The organism is Streptomyces sp. CA-278952, assembly GCF_028747205.1.
In the GTDB taxonomy this organism is placed as follows: Bacteria; Actinomycetota; Actinomycetes; order Streptomycetales; family Streptomycetaceae; genus Streptomyces.
In genome coordinates this window covers 6,548,978-6,563,965 of sequence record NZ_CP112880.1, presented here as the reverse complement: position 1 = coordinate 6,563,965, position 14,988 = coordinate 6,548,978, and the positions used below count along the sequence as shown (strand labels likewise).

At 73.0% G+C, this 14,988-nt stretch carries 17 protein-coding genes; 6 read left to right on the top strand and 11 right to left on the bottom strand.

Features of this window, described 5'->3' with window-relative positions; translation table 11 throughout:
• Positions 1–63: 63 nt before the first annotated feature.
• The 5 genes from N7925_RS29060 to N7925_RS29040 all read left to right on the top strand — a co-directional run bounded on the left by N7925_RS29060 (position 64) and on the right by N7925_RS29040 (position 4,886).
• Positions 64–1,086, top strand: coding sequence for a DEDDh family exonuclease (locus N7925_RS29060; RefSeq protein WP_265602360.1), 1,023 nt, complete (start codon positions 64–66; stop codon positions 1,084–1,086).
• A gap of 64 nt (positions 1,087–1,150) precedes the next feature.
• Positions 1,151–1,384: a hypothetical protein gene (locus N7925_RS29055; RefSeq protein WP_007459448.1), complete on the top strand. Its 234-nt coding sequence runs from the start codon at positions 1,151–1,153 to the stop codon at positions 1,382–1,384.
• A gap of 78 nt (positions 1,385–1,462) precedes the next feature.
• Positions 1,463–2,266 carry an SURF1 family cytochrome oxidase biogenesis protein gene (locus N7925_RS29050; RefSeq protein ID WP_265602359.1) on the top strand — a complete coding sequence of 268 codons (804 nt, stop codon included), beginning with the start codon at positions 1,463–1,465 and terminating at the stop codon, positions 2,264–2,266.
• Between the two features lie 66 nt (positions 2,267–2,332).
• Entirely contained in the window at positions 2,333–4,126 is a 1,794-nt protein-coding gene (locus N7925_RS29045) for a glycoside hydrolase family 15 protein (protein ID WP_265602358.1), read from the top strand.
• Positions 4,127–4,130: 4 nt separating this feature from the next.
• The gene (locus tag N7925_RS29040; RefSeq protein ID WP_274345631.1) at positions 4,131–4,886 is read left to right on the top strand and encodes an SDR family oxidoreductase; all 756 of its coding nucleotides are present in this window, start codon (positions 4,131–4,133) and stop codon (positions 4,884–4,886) included.
• A gap of 37 nt (positions 4,887–4,923) precedes the next feature.
• On the opposite strand, the gene amaP is transcribed toward N7925_RS29040, so the two are convergent.
• Genes amaP through N7925_RS29015 form a run of 5 tightly spaced genes read right to left on the bottom strand, consistent with a single transcriptional unit; the run spans position 4,924 to position 7,259 of the window.
• On the bottom strand, positions 4,924–5,502 hold the full coding sequence (gene amaP / locus N7925_RS29035) for an alkaline shock response membrane anchor protein AmaP (RefSeq protein WP_265604038.1): 579 nt from the start codon (positions 5,500–5,502) through the stop codon (positions 4,924–4,926).
• A 5-nt stretch (positions 5,503–5,507) separates the two neighbouring features.
• A complete protein-coding gene (locus N7925_RS29030; RefSeq protein ID WP_274345630.1) occupies positions 5,508–6,191 on the bottom strand; it encodes a DUF6286 domain-containing protein in 684 nt (227 codons plus the stop codon).
• Positions 6,188–6,541 carry a hypothetical protein gene (locus N7925_RS29025; protein WP_265602355.1) on the bottom strand — a complete coding sequence of 118 codons (354 nt, stop codon included), beginning with the start codon at positions 6,539–6,541 and terminating at the stop codon, positions 6,188–6,190. The genes N7925_RS29030 and N7925_RS29025 overlap by 4 nt, the downstream gene beginning before the upstream one ends.
• Positions 6,538–6,729 (bottom strand): hypothetical protein, encoded by a 192-nt coding sequence (locus tag N7925_RS29020; RefSeq protein ID WP_012381448.1) that lies wholly within the window; start codon positions 6,727–6,729, stop codon positions 6,538–6,540. Before N7925_RS29020 ends, N7925_RS29025 begins: the two co-directional genes overlap by 4 nt.
• Before the next feature lie 59 nt (positions 6,730–6,788).
• The gene (locus tag N7925_RS29015) at positions 6,789–7,259 is read right to left on the bottom strand and encodes an Asp23/Gls24 family envelope stress response protein (protein ID WP_265602354.1); all 471 of its coding nucleotides are present in this window, start codon (positions 7,257–7,259) and stop codon (positions 6,789–6,791) included.
• Positions 7,260–7,352: 93 nt separating this feature from the next.
• On the opposite strand from N7925_RS29015, the gene N7925_RS29010 reads away from it, so the two are divergent.
• Positions 7,353–8,099 carry a hypothetical protein gene (locus tag N7925_RS29010; protein ID WP_265602353.1) on the top strand — a complete coding sequence of 249 codons (747 nt, stop codon included), beginning with the start codon at positions 7,353–7,355 and terminating at the stop codon, positions 8,097–8,099.
• Here the strand turns inward: N7925_RS29010 and N7925_RS29005 are convergent.
• The 6 genes from N7925_RS29005 to N7925_RS28980 form a co-directional block, all read right to left on the bottom strand.
• Positions 8,089–8,880, bottom strand: a complete 792-nt coding sequence (locus N7925_RS29005) for an enoyl-CoA hydratase/isomerase family protein (protein ID WP_265602352.1) — start codon at positions 8,878–8,880, stop codon at positions 8,089–8,091. The two genes, N7925_RS29010 and N7925_RS29005, sit on opposite strands and share 11 nt — an antisense overlap.
• A 145-nt stretch (positions 8,881–9,025) precedes the next feature.
• Positions 9,026–9,247, bottom strand: a complete 222-nt coding sequence (locus N7925_RS29000; protein WP_006123601.1) for a helix-turn-helix domain-containing protein — start codon at positions 9,245–9,247, stop codon at positions 9,026–9,028.
• Between the two features lie 320 nt (positions 9,248–9,567).
• Positions 9,568–11,166, bottom strand: coding sequence for an ABC-F family ATP-binding cassette domain-containing protein (locus tag N7925_RS28995; RefSeq protein WP_265602351.1), 1,599 nt, complete (start codon positions 11,164–11,166; stop codon positions 9,568–9,570).
• A 377-nt stretch (positions 11,167–11,543) separates the two neighbouring features.
• On the bottom strand, positions 11,544–12,893 hold the full coding sequence (locus tag N7925_RS28990) for a hypothetical protein (protein ID WP_265604037.1): 1,350 nt from the start codon (positions 12,891–12,893) through the stop codon (positions 11,544–11,546).
• A 184-nt stretch (positions 12,894–13,077) separates the two neighbouring features.
• Positions 13,078–14,205, bottom strand: a complete 1,128-nt coding sequence (locus N7925_RS28985; RefSeq protein ID WP_265602350.1) for an alpha/beta hydrolase — start codon at positions 14,203–14,205, stop codon at positions 13,078–13,080.
• A 120-nt stretch (positions 14,206–14,325) separates the two neighbouring features.
• The gene (locus N7925_RS28980; protein WP_265602349.1) at positions 14,326–14,985 is read right to left on the bottom strand and encodes a class II aldolase/adducin family protein; all 660 of its coding nucleotides are present in this window, start codon (positions 14,983–14,985) and stop codon (positions 14,326–14,328) included.
• Positions 14,986–14,988 lie beyond the last annotated feature (3 nt).

The following is a 14,988-nucleotide window of genomic DNA, read 5'->3' as shown; positions in this document are numbered from 1 at the left end:
CCGCCCGCCCACCTCACCGGCGACAGCCGAATAGGGAACTGTCAGTCGCGGCCCGTATTCTCTGTGACCATGCTCGACGACCGCCAGACAGCCGCACCATGGCCGACCGCCTACCCCCAGGGGTACGCGGTCGTCGACGTGGAGACCACCGGACTCGCCCGCGACGACCGGATAATCTCCGCCGCCGTCTACCGGCTGGACGCCCTGGGCAATGTCGAGGACCACTGGTACACGCTGGTCAACCCGGAGCGGGACCCCGGGCCCGTCTGGATCCACGGGCTGACGAGCGACGTACTCGAAGGCGCGCCGCTCTTCCCCGACGTGGCCGCCGAGCTGTCGGAGCGGCTCAAGGACCGGGTGCTCGTCGCGCACAACGCGGCGTTCGACTGGTCGATGATCGCCCGCGAGTACGCGCGTGCGGCGGTGATCGCCCCCGTCGAGCACCGGCTGTGCACGATCGCGCTGGCCAAGGAGTTGCGGCTGCCGCTGCCCAACCACAAGCTGGCCTCCCTCGCCGCGCACTTCGGCGTCGTACAGCAGCAGGCCCACCACGCCCTGGACGACGCCCGGGTGCTGGCCGAGGCGTTCCGGCCGAGCCTGCACGCCGCCGCCCGGGGCGGGGTGCGGCTGCCGTTGCTGGAGTGCCGTCCGCTGACCGAGTGGTCCGACTCACCCGTCACCCCGCGTGTCGGCTATCAGCCCTCCCGGCAGCAGAACAGCTGGCGGCCCTCGCGTAAGCGGCCGGCCTGCCCGTATCCCAATCCGGGGCGGTACGAGAAGGAGAAGCCGCTCCAGCAGGGGATGCGGGTGGCCTTCTCCGGGGACACCTCGATCGACCGGGAGCTACTGGAGGACCGGGCGGTGGAGGCCGGCCTGCACGTGGCGACCAGTGTGTCGCGGCTGACCAGTCTGCTGGTGACCAACGACCCCGACGCCGCCACCTCCAAGACGCAGAAGGCGAAGACCTTCGGGACGCCGATCCTGGAGGAGAGCGCCTTCACCCATCTGCTGCGCGACGTCGCCCCCGCCGAACCGTCTCCGGGGGCGACCCTGCCGCACCAGGCCCCCGCACCGTCATCGGAGTGAACCGGGCGCGACTCGCCCGGCAGCCGCTCGCCCCGTGACCGCCGGGCGTCCCACCCTGTGGCGCATGGCACGTTGTGAGGTTTGCGGAAACGACTACGGCATGTCCTTCGAGGTGCACGCGCAGGGCGCGGTGCACGTCTTCGACTGCTTCTCCTGCGCCATCCACCGCATGGCGCCGATCTGCGAGCACTGCCGGGTCCAGGTGATCGGACAGGGCGTCGAGGTCGACGGGCACTGGTACTGCGGCGCCCACTGCGCCCGCGCCGAAGGAAAGGCGGGCATCGTGGACAAAGTGTGACGGCACGGACCGCCGCCGGATCGCTCCGGCTCCACCCCTGAGTGCCGCACCCCATGCCCCCGGTTGTACGGTCATGGGGTGTACCGCTTCCTGTTGACCCGGCAGTGGGTGATCCTCACCCTGCTCGGCCTCGCGCTGATTCCGACGATGATCGAGCTCGGTTTCTGGCAGTTCCACAAGCACGAACACCGGGTCGAGCAGAACGCGCTGATCTCGCGGAACCTCGACGCGGAGCCGGTCCCGGTCTCCGAGCTCACCTCTCCCGGGCACACCGTCCCGCGCTCGGACTACTGGCGTGCGGTCACCGCGACGGGGACCTTCGACACCGAGCACGAGGTGGTCGTCCGCCGCCGGACCTCGGACGACGACCGCATCGGCGTCCATGTCCTGACTCCGCTGGACCTCAAGGGCGGCGGCACCGTCCTGGTCAACCGCGGCTGGGTACCGGCCGCGCCCGACCAGACCGCCTTCCCCGACGTGCCGCCCGCGCCCCGGGGCGAAGTGACCGTCGCCGGCCGCCTCAAGGCGGACGAGACGACCGGCAGCAGCGGCATCAAGGACCTGGCGGGGCTGCCGGACCGGCAGGTGATGCTGATCAACAGCGACCAGCAGTCCCAGCTGCTGTCCCGGACGGTCCTCGGCGGATACATCGAGCAGACCGCCCCCCTGCCGACGGGTGATCTGCCCGAGCAGATCGCCTCCCCCGACGACAGCTCGATCGGCCCGCACATGGCCTACGCCGTCCAGTGGTGGCTGTTCGTCGCCGCCGTCCCGGTCGGCTGGATCGTTCTCGTACGCCGTGAGAAGCGCGACCGCGAGCAGGCCGCGGCGGAGAACGCGACGGCCGACGCCCCCGAACAGCCCGAACCGGCGAGCGCCTGAGGTCTCCTGCGAACCCTCGGGCCTGATGGCTGATTACCAAAGGGCCGGTTCGGGAAAACGCCAGGCGTGACCCCACTCATCGAGGACTACGCACTGATCGGCGATCTTCAGACCGCCGCGCTCGTCGGCAGGAACGGTTCCGTCGACTGGCTCTGCCTGCCACGCTTCGACTCCGGCGCCTGCTTCGCCGCCCTGCTCGGCACCGAGGAGAACGGCCACTGGCGCATCGCGCCCCAGGGGGCCAACACCTCGGACACCTGCACCCGGCGCGGGTACGCAGGTGACTCCCTGGTCCTGGAGACGTACTGGGAGACGCGGACCGGCACGGTGAAGGTCATCGACTTCATGCCGCAGCGCGACAAGTCGCCGGACCTGATGCGGATCGTCGAGGGCGTCAGCGGCACCGTCGACATGAGTTCGGTGCTGCGGCTGCGCTTCGACTTCGGTTCGGTGGTGCCCTGGGTGCGGCGTTCGCACGGCCACCGGGTGGCGGTCGCCGGCCCCGACTCCGTATGGCTGCGCAGCGAACCGCCGGTCAAGACGTGGGGCCAGCAGTTCAGCACCTGCTCCTCGTTCACCGTCGCCGAGGGCGAGAGCGTGGCGTTCGTGCTGACCTGGCACCCCTCGCACGCGCCGCGCCCGAAACTGATCGACCCGCGCAAGGCGCTGAAGCACACCCTCCACGACTGGGCGAAGTGGACCGACGCCTGCACCTACGAAGGCCCCTACCGCGAGGCCGTGCTGCGCTCCCTGATCACCCTGAAGGCACTGACGTACGGCCCGACGGGCGGCATCGTGGCGGCCCCGACCACCTCCCTGCCGGAGGAGATCGGCGGCGTACGGAACTGGGACTACCGCTACTGCTGGCTGCGGGACGCCACGCTGACCCTCGGGGCGCTGGTCTCGGCCGGCTATCTGGAGGAGGCGGAGGCCTGGCGGGACTGGCTGCTGCGGGCCGTCGCCGGGGACCCGGCCGACCTCCAGATCATGTACGGGCTGGCGGGCGAGCGGCGGCTGCCCGAGATGGAGCTGCCCTGGCTCGCCGGCTACGAGCACTCCCGGCCTGTGCGCATCGGTAACGCGGCCGTCCGTCAGCGTCAGCTCGATGTGTACGGCGAGGTCATCGACGCGCTCCGGCTCGCCCGCGTCGCCGGGCTCGACGACAAGCCGCACGCCTGGAACCTCCAGCTCAGCCTGCTCGGCTTCCTGGAGTCGACCTGGCGCGAGCCGGACGAGGGGCTGTGGGAGATCCGCGGCCCCCGGCGGCACTTCGTGCACTCCAAGGTGATGGCCTGGGTCGCCGCCGACCGGGCGGTGCGCTCGCTGGAGGAGAATCCCGAACTGCCCGGCGACGCCGACCGCTGGCGGGCGATGCGGGACGCCGTGCACGCCGAGGTCTGCGAGAAGGGGTACGACCCCGAGCGGAACACCTTCACCCAGTCCTACGGTTCTCGGGAGCTGGACGCCTCGACGCTGCTCATCGTGCGGACCGGGTTCCTGCCGCCGGACGACCCGCGGGTGGTCGGCACGGTGGACGCGGTCCGCGCCGAGCTGGGCAGCGACGGGCTGGTCCGTCGCTACGGCACCCAGGGCGCCTCCGTGGACGGACTGCCGGGCGACGAGGGGGCGTTCCTCGCCTGCTCGTTCTGGCTGGTGGACGCGTTGCAGCGGATCGGCAGGCCGGACGAGGCGCGGGAGCTGTTCGAGCATCTGCTGGAGCTGCGCAACGACGTGGGCCTGCTGGCCGAGGAGTACGACGTGGCGGCGGGGCGGCAGCTGGGGAACTTCCCGCAGGCCTTCAGCCATATCGGACTGGTGAACTCCGCTGTCGACCTGGCCGGGGAGGACCCGGCAGGATAGGGCCATGGATCTTGGACTGAAGGACCGCGTCTACATCGTCACCGGAGCGACCCGGGGCCTCGGCAACGCCACGGCCCGCTCCCTGGCCGCCGACGGCGCGAAACTGATCATCACCGGCCGGGACGAGAAGTCCGTCGCGGAGGCCGCCGCCGAGCTGGGCCCGGAGGCGGTGGGGCTCGCCGCCGACAACGCCGACCCGAGCGCCGCTCAGCGCCTGGTGGACACGGCGCGGGAACGCTTCGGACGGCTCGACGGCATCCTCGTCAGCGTCGGCGGGCCCGCCCCCGGCTTCCTCGCGGACAACACGGACGACCAGTGGCAGACGGCGTTCGAGACGGTGTTCCTGGGAGCGGTACGTCTCGCCCGGACGGCCGCGGCCGCGCTCGGCGAGGGCGGCGTGATCGGCTTCGTGCTCTCCGGATCGGTCCATGAGCCGATCGCGGGGCTGACCATCTCCAACGGGCTGCGTCCCGGTCTCGCCGGTTTCGCCAAGTCGCTGGCCGACGAGCTGGGCCCGCGCGGCATCCGGGTGGTGGGCGTGCTGCCGTCCCGGATCGACACCGACCGGGTCCGCGAACTGGACGCCCTGTCCGGCGACGCGGAGGCCGCCCGCGCCGCCAACGAGGCGCGGATCCCGCTGCGGCGCTACGGGACGCCCGAGGAGTTCGGGAAGACCGCGGCCTTCCTGCTCTCCCCCGCCGCCTCGTACCTGACGGGAATCATGGTCCCGGTCGACGGCGGAGCACGGCACGGCTTCTGACCCGCCCCACCGCGCTCCCCCCGTGCCGTAAGGGCCGTCAGGACACCCGCTCCGCGCGGTGCTTGCCGGCCCTGAGGCGCACCTCGGCGGGCAGTCCGTCCAGACCGGCCGAGTCGCGTGCGTGGGCCAGCGCCCCGTCGGCGAACGCGTTCAGCGTCCCCAGGGGCGCGGCGTGCGGTTCCATCAGCAGGCGGACCCGGGCCCGGGGCGCGGTGCGGCGGCCGGTCAGCATCGCCTGGGCGCGGCCCACCCCGTCCAGTGCTTCCGCCTCCCCGGCGAGGACGCCCTCCAGGGCGCGGCCCCGCAGCTGGGCCCCTTCGCCGTCGCCGCTGTCCACCAGTACGTCGGCGAGCCGGCCGCGGCGGAGCTGGGCGAGGAACCACCACAGAGCTAGGACCACGAGGACGGCGAGGACGGCGATCACCGTCGGCCACCACCAGCCGTCGTCGCGCCAGCGCTGCCGGTCGGCCGCGCTCAGCAGCACGTCGGTCTTGCCGTCCCAGGGCCACCAGGACGGCACGGAGGCGCCGAGGCCGGCGGCGAGCACCGCCCCGCCGACGACGACCAGCACCAGCCCGGCCAGGGCCAGCAGGACCCGGTTGACGGTGGAGCGCATGCGGCTCATCCCTTCTTCTCCGGTCGGTGCACCTGGACGGAGAGAGCCGGCGGACGCGCGAGGCCCAGTTCCCGGACGGCCTTCTCCAGCACGGCGTCCAGGTCGGTCCGCACGTCGTCGAGTTCCCTGAAGTGGGAGTGGGCGCGCACCTTCGCCTTCCGCCGTCCCACCCTGACCCGCACGGACTGCACTCCGGGCACCTCCACGGACCGGTCCCGCACGACCAGTGCGGCGGCGGTGCGGTCGAGTCCGGCCCGGACGTCGGCGCGGTCGCGACGCATCGGCAGCAGGTCGCGCAGTCCGGGGGTGAGGGCGAGCAGGATCAGCCAGAGTCCGATCAACGCCGCCGCCCCGGCCCCGATGAGGACCGCGACGTCGTCCAGCCGCTGTTCGGCCAGTCCGTCGGCGAGAAAGCGACGCCACCGCATGGCCGGGCGGCCGGCCCGTACGGCGGCGATGTCGTAGAGCAGCAGCCCGGCCCCGCCGAGGAGTACGAGGGCCAGCAGGGCGGCCGGGACGCGGCGGGCGGACCAGAAGCGGCCGGCGGCGCTGTCGCCCTGTTCCAGGGTGGGGACCGGTTCGCGGGCGTCGGCCGACGTGTCGGGGGCAGGCGTGCGCGCGGCGGCGTCGTCCTGTCCGATGGTGGGCATCCGCCGGGTGGAGCCGGTCGGTTCACCGGGTTCGGTCATCGGATCCTCCCCTGTGCGGCGGCGCTCGCTCCGGCGGGGTGCAGCCGTTCGACCTGCACGGCCACCTCGGGCACCTCCATGCCTGCCAGTGCCTCGACCCGCTGGGCGACCCGGCGGCGTACGGCGCCGCACTGGCGGCCGATGTCGCTGGGGTAGCCGAGCTCCAGGCTGACGCGGACCCGGGCGGCGTCGCGGTGCACGGTGACCGTGGCACGCGGCGACGCCCCGTCGGCGGGCGGTTCGTCGATCGCCTCCTTCGCCGCCTGGGCGGCGATCTTGGCGATGACGCGGTCGGCGATCCGGGTCTCGCCCCGCTCCGCGGCGGCGACCCGGCCGGTCACCGCCGTCACCGTCGCCGGTCGCCGCGCTCGCGACTCCGGAAGAAGTCGCCGGGCTCCAGGTCGCCGTCCAGGAAGCGGCCGGCGATGAAGCCGACGGCGCCCAGTGCGGCCACCAGTACGAAGGCTCCGAACCCGCCGAAATACCCGGCGAACCCGAGCGCCATGCCGGCCAACAGACCGGCGACAGCCATGCTCATCGTGTTTCTCTCCTCAACAGGCGTGCGACGGAGTTGCGGAAGGACTGCTTGCGGAAGGGCTACTGGACCCGCTGTTCGGACTCGTCCTCGTCGTCCTCGTCGTCGGGCAGCTTGACGTCGCTGACCGCGATGTTGACCTCGACGACTTCGAGCCCGGTCATGCGCTCCACGGCGGCGACGACGTTCTCGCGCACGTCGCGGGCCACATCGGAGATGGAGACGCCGTACTCGACGACGATCTCCAGGTCGAGGGCCGCCTGGGACTCGCCGACCTCCGCCTTCACCCCGCGGGTGACGGACTTGCCGCCGCCGGGGACCCGGTCGCGGACGGCGCCGAACGTCCTCGACAGGCCGCTGCCCATCGCGTGGACACCGGCCACGTCGCGTGCCGCCATTCCGGCGATCTTCTCGACGACGCCGTCGGCGATCGTGGTACGGCCCCGGGTGCCGGGGTCACCGCCGCCGCGCTTGCCGAGGTTCTTGCCGCCCGAGCCGCTGTCGGGGTTGTTGCGCTGGGAGCTCTCAGTCATCGCCGATCTTCCCTTCGGGACAGGGTTGGACTTCCTTGCCCACGTTAAGTGCGCTTTCCCCATCCCGCGCCGTGGATACGGCAGGCTGGGGCGATGACAACAGCGCGGGACCAGCAGAGGGACGACGGATGGGCCGCCGCGGTACGGCAACGGCTGGGCCTGGGCAGACTGCTGCCGCTGGGCGGCCCGGCGGACGGCGCGTGGATCGCCGAGACGGCTGCCGCCGCGGTGCTGCGCGGGGCGACGGCCCGCCCCGGGACGGTCGTGGGGAAGCTGCGGATCGGTCCGACGGAGGCCGCGGTGGAGGCGGCGGTGGCCGGGGGCGGCCGCGACGCGTCGGGGGGCCCGGCGGACCCGGCGCCGCCCCCGGCTCCGCCGAACGCGCTGCCGTCGGTACCGCTGCGGATCGAGGCGGAGTTCTCCACCACCCCGGACAGGCCGCTGCCCGACACCGCGGCGGCCCTGCGCACGGCGCTGCTCACGGCCGCCGCCGCCCGGCTGGGTCTGGAGATCGCCGAGGTGGACCTGACGGTCACGGCATTGCTGGAGGCCGGTGCGACCGATCAGGTGACGGCCGTGGGGACGGCGCCGCCGGCCCCGGGCGCGAAGCCCGAGGGACCGGTGGCGACGGCTGCCGCCGGGGTGCCGGGAGTCGTCTCGCTGACCCGGGTCCTGGGCGGTCCGGTGCACACCGCCCAGGACCATGTGCGGGTCGAGGTGGCGACCTCCGGGGACCACCGGGCGCTGGATGTCGCCCGCTCCGTGCGCACGGCGGTGGCGGCGGCCGCGGAGGAGCGGCTGCCGGTGTCGGTGCTGGTCACGGACGTGGTCAGTCGGTGATGCCCGCCAGGTCGCGGAGCCGGCGGCCCTGGGCGGCCCGCTCGGCGACGCGCTGCTCCTCGTAGTCGCGCGAGAGCGCCCCGGCCAGGAGGGCCTTCGTCTCGACGACGGCGTCGCGGGGTGCCGCGACCAGTGCCCCGGCCAGGTCGCGGGCGGCGGCGTCGAGCTGGTCGGCGGGGACCACGAGGTTGGCGAGGCCGGTGCGCTCGGCCTCCTCGGCGTGCACGAAGCGGCCGGTGGCGCAGATTTCGAGCGCGCGTGCATACCCCACGAGGTGCACCAGGGGGTGGGTGCCCGTGAGGTCGGGGACGAGACCGAGGCTGGTCTCGCGCATGGCGAACTGCACGTCCTCGGCGACGATCCGCAGATCACAGGCGAGGGCGAGCTGGAAGCCGGCGCCGATGGCGTGGCCCTGGACGGCCGCGATCGACACCAGGTCGTTGCGGCGCCACCAGGTGAACGCCTCCTGGTACTCGGCGATGATCGCGTCGAGCTCGGCCTCCGGGCCGCGTGCCATGTCGAGGAACGACGGCTCTCCGTCGAAGCCCTCGGGAGTGAAGGCCTGCCGGTCGAGGCCCGCGGAGAAGGACATGCCTTCGCCGCGGAGCACGACGACCCGGACCGTGCCGGGCAGCGCCCTTCCGGCCTCGGTCAACGCCCGCCACAGAGCGGGAGACTGAGCGTTGCGCTTGGCCGGATGGGTGAGCGTCACCGTGGCGACGGCGTCGTCGACGGTGAGCCGTACGCCGTCCTTGTCGAGCACAGTGTCGAGCGAGGTCATGGGGCGCCTCCGGGTGGGGTGCAGTCAGCACTCGAAATTAAGTGACTGAACAGTAACCACCCGGACGACCTTGCGGTCGGCCGGGTGGTCACCCCGAATTCCGTTGGGCCCGAATGACGCCGAAGACACCGGAAACGCAGAGGCCTCAGGCCGAAGCGGCCTTCTTGCCCCGTGTCGCGCCGCCGCGTCCTCGCAGCGTCACTCCGGACTCACTGAGCATCCGGTGGACGAACCCGTAGGAGCGGCCGGTTTCCTCGGCCAGCGCCCGGATGCTCGCACCGGAGTCGTACTTCTTCTTCAGGTCTGCCGCGAGCTTGTCACGCGCGGCGCCGGTTACCCGGCTGCCCTTCTTCAGAGTCTCGGCCACCCGTGCCTCCTCATGGGAAGTGCGCTCTGGACTCTCATGATCACCCCTAGCGCGCTTCCTGGCCACCCATTCGGCAAGGTCGGTGCGAGCGGTTTCCCGGATGCGGAGCGCGTCGGCACGAGCGGAATCCCCGATTCCACAAGGCGCGCGAGGGCGCCCGGCCCGGAGCGGCCGGAGAACAGCCAGGTCAGGGCCGTACGGGGAAGAGCGGCCGGAAAGGGGGCGCACGACGGGTGAGCGCCGGGCGCACCACCGGAGTACGAGACGTCCTCACGCAGATGACGGATCACGCGTAGGCCGAATGATCTATCCCCGGTGGATCAGGCGAGGGCGACGAGGTCGCGGTAGTCCGCTCCCCAGAGGTCCTCGACGCCGTCCGGGAGCAGGATGATCCGCTCCGGCTGGAGCGCCTCGACGGCGCCCTCGTCGTGGGTGACGAGAACGACCGCGCCCTTGTAGGTGCGCAGCGCGCCGAGGATCTCCTCACGGCTGGCGGGGTCGAGGTTGTTCGTCGGCTCGTCGAGCAGGAGCACGTTGGCGGAGGAGACGACCAGGGTCGCGAGGGCGAGTCGGGTCTTCTCGCCACCGGAGAGCACGCCCGCGGGCTTGTCGACGTCGTCGCCGGAGAAGAGGAAGGAGCCGAGCGTCTTGCGGACGGCCACGAGGTCGAGGTCAGGTGCGGCGGAGCGCATGTTCTCCAGGACCGTGCGCTCCGGGTCGAGGGTCTCGTGCTCCTGGGCGTAGTACCCGAGCTTGAGTCCGTGTCCCTCGATGATCTCGCCGGTGTCGGGCTTCTCGGCGCCGCCGAGCAGCCGGAGCAGCGTGGTCTTTCCGGCGCCGTTGAGGCCCAGGATGACGACGCGGGAGCCCTTGTCGATGGCGAGGTCGACGTCGGTGAAGATCTCCAGCGAGCCGTACGACTTGGAGAGGCCCTCCGCCATCAGCGGGGTCTTGCCGCAGGGGGAGGGGTCGGGGAAGCGCAGCTTGGCGACCTTGTCGGAGACCCGGACGGCCTCCAGGCCGGAGAGCAGCCGGTCGGCGCGCTTGGCCATGTTCTGGGCGGCGACCGTCTTGGTGGCCTTGGCGCGCATCTTGTCGGCCTGCGCGTTGAGGGTCGCGGCCTTCTTCTCGGCGTTCTGGCGCTCGCGCTTGCGGCGCTTCTCGTCGGCCTCGCGCTGCTGCTGGTAGAGCTTCCAGCCCATGTTGTAGACGTCGATCTGGGAGCGGTTGGCGTCGAGGTAGAACACCTTGTTGACGACCGTCTCGACCAGGTCGACATCGTGGGAGATCACGATGAAGCCGCCGCGGTAGGACTTGAGGTAGTCGCGCAGCCAGACGACGGAGTCGGCGTCGAGGTGGTTGGTCGGTTCGTCCAGGAGCAGGGTGTCCGCGTCCGAGAAGAGGATCCGGGCCAGTTCGACGCGGCGGCGCTGACCACCGGAGAGCGTGTGCAGCGGCTGGCCGAGGACCCGGTCGGGCAGGCTGAGCGCGGCGGCGATGGTGGCGGCCTCGGCCTCGGCGGCGTACCCGCCCTTGGTGAGGAACTCCGTCTCCAGCCGCTCGTACTTCTTCATCGCCTTCTCGCGGGTGGCGCCCTGCCCGTTCGCCATCCGTTCCTCGTTCTCGCGCATCTTGCGCAGGATCGTGTCGAGGCCGCGGGCGGAGAGGATGCGGTCGCGGGCGAGGATGTCGAGGTCGCCGGTGCGCGGGTCCTGCGGGAGGTAGCCCACCTCACCGGACCTGGTGATGGTGCCCCCGGCGGGGGTGCCCTCGCCCGCGAGGCACTTGGTGAGGGTGGTCTTGCCCGCTCCGTTGCGGCCGACGAGGCCGATGCGGTCGCCCTTGGCGATACGGAAGGAAGCGGATTCGATGAGGATGCGGGCGCCGGCGCGCAGCTCGATGCCGGAAGCGGTGATCACGGAAAAACTCCAGGGCAGTTTGGACGGCGGAGGGACGAGGGCGGAGGTCTCTCGACGCCGCTAATGCACAAGGAGGAAAGCCATACAGCCCATTCTACTGGCGGTGCGCAACTTCTTTTCCGCGTGCTCGCCGGGACGAACCGGCCGATATCCGGCTCGGGGCTCCACCCGCCTGGACGCGGCGAGGGCCGGACCCAGAAGGGCATTGTCAGGGCCCGGCGGAAGACTGAGACGCACATCACACCTATAGGGTCCGGCCGGGCTTCGGGACGTACGCCCCGGGGTCCGGCTGAGCGGACCGGGCGGGCCGGGCTGCCCTCCGGCGCGGCGGCGGTCGGGCTTTCCCGGGCGCCCCCGGGGCCGCCCGGGGCCCCGGGTCAGGCTCCTCCGGTGTGCACCTGGAAGGCGGCCCGGCGGACCGCCTTGGCCAGGGCCGGGTCCGGGTGGGCCGCGGCCAGGGCGACCAGGACCTGGACGGTGCGCGGATGGCCGACGGCCCTGACCTCGTCGAGCAGGGCCGGGACGGTGCCCTGGACGGCGGAGTCGAGGTGGCGCACCAGCAGCCCGGTCTCGCCGTGGTCGGCGACGGCCGCCGCGGTGTCGACCCAGAGCCAGGTGGCCTCCTCGCGGCTGAGGACGTCCTGGGCGTCGTCCGGGTCGTTGCCCTCGTACTCGGCGAGCCAGAGCAGCGCGTAGGGCCGCAGCGAGGGTTCGGCGAGCACGGCCCGGACCTCGGGTTCGGCGGGGGCGCCGACGACCCTCAGCGCCTCGAAGGCCAGTCCGCGCAGCAGCGCGTCCTCGCCCCGGGCGACGGCCAGCAGTTCGGCGACGGCGCTGCCGACGGTGCGGGCGGCGAGCCAGGCGCGGTATTCGGCGCGGGCCGGGCCGGGGGTGAGCCGGGCGCAGCCGAGGAGCATGTCGGCGGCGGACTGCTCGATGTTCCCGGCCGGGCTCTGGGCGGCGACGCAGATCTGTTCCAGCTTGACCCAGACCGCCCAGTTGCCGAGCGGGGTGAGGGTGGCGTGCCCTCTGCCGAGCGTCAGCGCCCCGACGGCGGCGAGGCCCTCCAGGGCCCAGTCGAGCAGCAGGGCGTTGAGGTCGGCGCTCCGGGCGGGTCCGGCGCCGTTCCCGGCCGCCGCTGCCCGGGCGGGGGTCTCCGCCGGGGTGGCGGGCGCGGTTCTGCGGGGTCCGAGGGGCACTTCGCAGCGCTCCTCCCGGAGTTCGGCGACGCGCTGGCCGAGGAGGTCCAGCAGGGCGGGGACGGTGACGGGACCCGCGGAGAGCTGGAGGAGGGAGAGCACCTGCGGCACGGCCTCGACGGCTTCGGCGACCGCCCCCGCCTCGATGTCCGCGGGTGCGGCGTGGACGAGCGACCAGGCGTCGAAGAGCGCCACCCAGCCGCGCAGGACGGCGGAGTCGTCCCGGTCCCAGGCGCGCAGCCGCCAGCCGGGGCGGGCGGTGTCGCCGTGCAGTTCGATCAGTCCGGCCAGCCGGGCCCGGTCCCAGCCGGCGCGGACCTGCGCCGGGGAGAGTTCCAGAGCGGTGGCCGCCCGTTCGAGGGCGTGGGCCGCGAGCGGGGCGGCGGTGCCCGGCCCCGGCGTGCCCGCCGCCCAGTGGGCGATGCGTACGGCGTCGGCGAGTACCGCCCTGGCCTGGCGCGCCAGTTCCGTCCGGGGCGGGGTGCCCTCGGGGGGCCGGGGAGCCGGCCTGGTACGCCGGGTCGTCACGGCCTTGCGGGCGGTGGCGAGGGGTCGCGGGCGGACAAGTCGCAGCCTGGAGTCGCGCGGAGTACGGGACGTCACGGGAGCAGTCTTGCCCCTGACGGCCCGAAAGCCCAAACGGAAGGCGTTTCACCGGTACGGGAAAGGTTCCCCCGGTGCGACGGCAAGCGGGAGAGTTCACTCCATCGGCTCACATCAGGGGCGTGAGGAAGCGTCGCAGGGTCTCTTCGTAGCGGGCCGGGCCGGCGTTCCACATCGACGCATGCGGAGCCTGCGGTACGGCGTGGAGGCTGACCACGTCCGGGCGCCTGGCGGCGAGCTCGCGGGAGGAGCTCCAGGGGGCGATGGTGTCGTCCGGGCCGTGCAGGATCAGGGTCGGGGTGCGCAGGGAGGCGGGCGCCGAGGTCTCCAGCAGCGGGGCGGCGTTCAGTCCGGTCCTGCCCTGGGCGGCGCGGACGGCGAGCGGCAGCAGGGCGCCCGGGACGCCGCGGGCCGCGGCCAGGGCGCGCAGGGTGACCGCCCAGTCCAGCACCGGGGAGTCGAGGACGAGGCCGCTGATCCGGTCGCGGAGCGGGGACTCGACCGCGGCGTACAGGGCCATGGTGGCGCCGGTGGACCAGCCGTGGACGATCACGTTGCGGGCCCCGTAGCGCAGGGCCCAGCGGAGGGCGGCGTCGAGGTCGCGCCACTCGGAGGCGCCGAAGTGGCCGAGGCCGTCCGCGGGGCGGGGGGCTCCGGGGTCGCCCCGGTGGGCGAGGTCGAGCACGGGGAAGCCCTGTCCGCGCAGGAACGGCATCAGGTTCATGGGGTGGGCCCGGGTGGTGCCGAGGCCGTGCACGGTGATGACCCACGTGTCGCGGGCGCCGGGGACGTACCAGGCGGGCAGGGTTCCCAGCTCGCCGGGGATCTCGACCTCCTGGTGGTCCAGGCCCAGGTCGGCGCTCGGGTCACCGTCGTACAGCGCGGGGGTGAGCCGCACTTTCACGCCCGGTTCGAGGAGCCCCCGGCCGACGCTCTCCAGCCTGCGGACGACGGTGTCGGCGGCCTGGGAGGCCCCTTCGACGACGGGCCCGACGACCGCGTGGACGCTGGGTCCGGACAGGCCGTAGGTGCCGGGCCTGAGCGCCGAGAAGGACCGGGTCAGGGTGACCTGTCCGGCCGCCGTGGCGTGCACGGTGAGTCTGCGGTCGGCGGGGAGGGGACGTCCGGGCGCCGCCTTGAGGGCGACGTCGCTGGCGTACCGGCCGGCCGCGACCGCTGTCGCACCGACGCCGAGGATCGTGGTGACGGCCGTTGCCGTCGCGGTTACCGGGCGCACCGCTCCAGTGTCGTGCGGCGGGAGGCGGGCTGCCAGTGGGCGGGGCCGTCCGGGGCGGACGCGGGCCGGACCATGGCTCCGGTGGTCCGCGAGGCGCCGGGGGCGGGCTCGGTGCGCGGATCAGCCGGGCTGGCCGTATCCCTTGAGCGCTTCCGTCACCTCGTCCAGCTGGGCCGTGTCGAGCAGGGCCGGGGTGCGGCCGGGCACGGAGCTCGCGGTGAGCCAGAGGCGGCAGAGCCACTCCAGTTGGGCGGTGCGCTCGTAGGCCTGGTCGAGCGTGTCGCCGTAGGTGACGGTGCCGTGGTTGGCCAGCAGACAGCCGGTGCGGTCCTCCAGGGCCCCGAGCATGGCCTCGGCCAGTTCCGGGGTGCCGTAGCGGGCGTAGGCGGCGGTGCGGACGGGGCCGCCGAGGACGGCCGCGGCGTAGTGGACGAGCGGCACCTCGGTGACGAGGGTGGAGACGGCGGTGGCGTGCACGGCGTGGGTGTGGACCACGGCGGCGGCGTCGGTGGAGCGGTAGACGGCCAGGTGGAGGGGGAGTTCGCTGGTCGGCCCGAGGTCGCCGAGGATCTGGCGGCCCTCCAGATCGACTCCGACCGCGTCCCGGGGGCCGAGCCGGTCGTAGGGCACCCCGCTGGGCGTGACCAGGACCAGGTCGCCGACGCGTGCCGACACATTGCCCGAGGTGCCGACGACCAGGCCGTCCGCCGCGCTGCGGCGGGCGGTCTCGACGACGTCCAGCCAGGTCCGGCCGATGGATTCCGGGTACTGCTCGCTCATGGG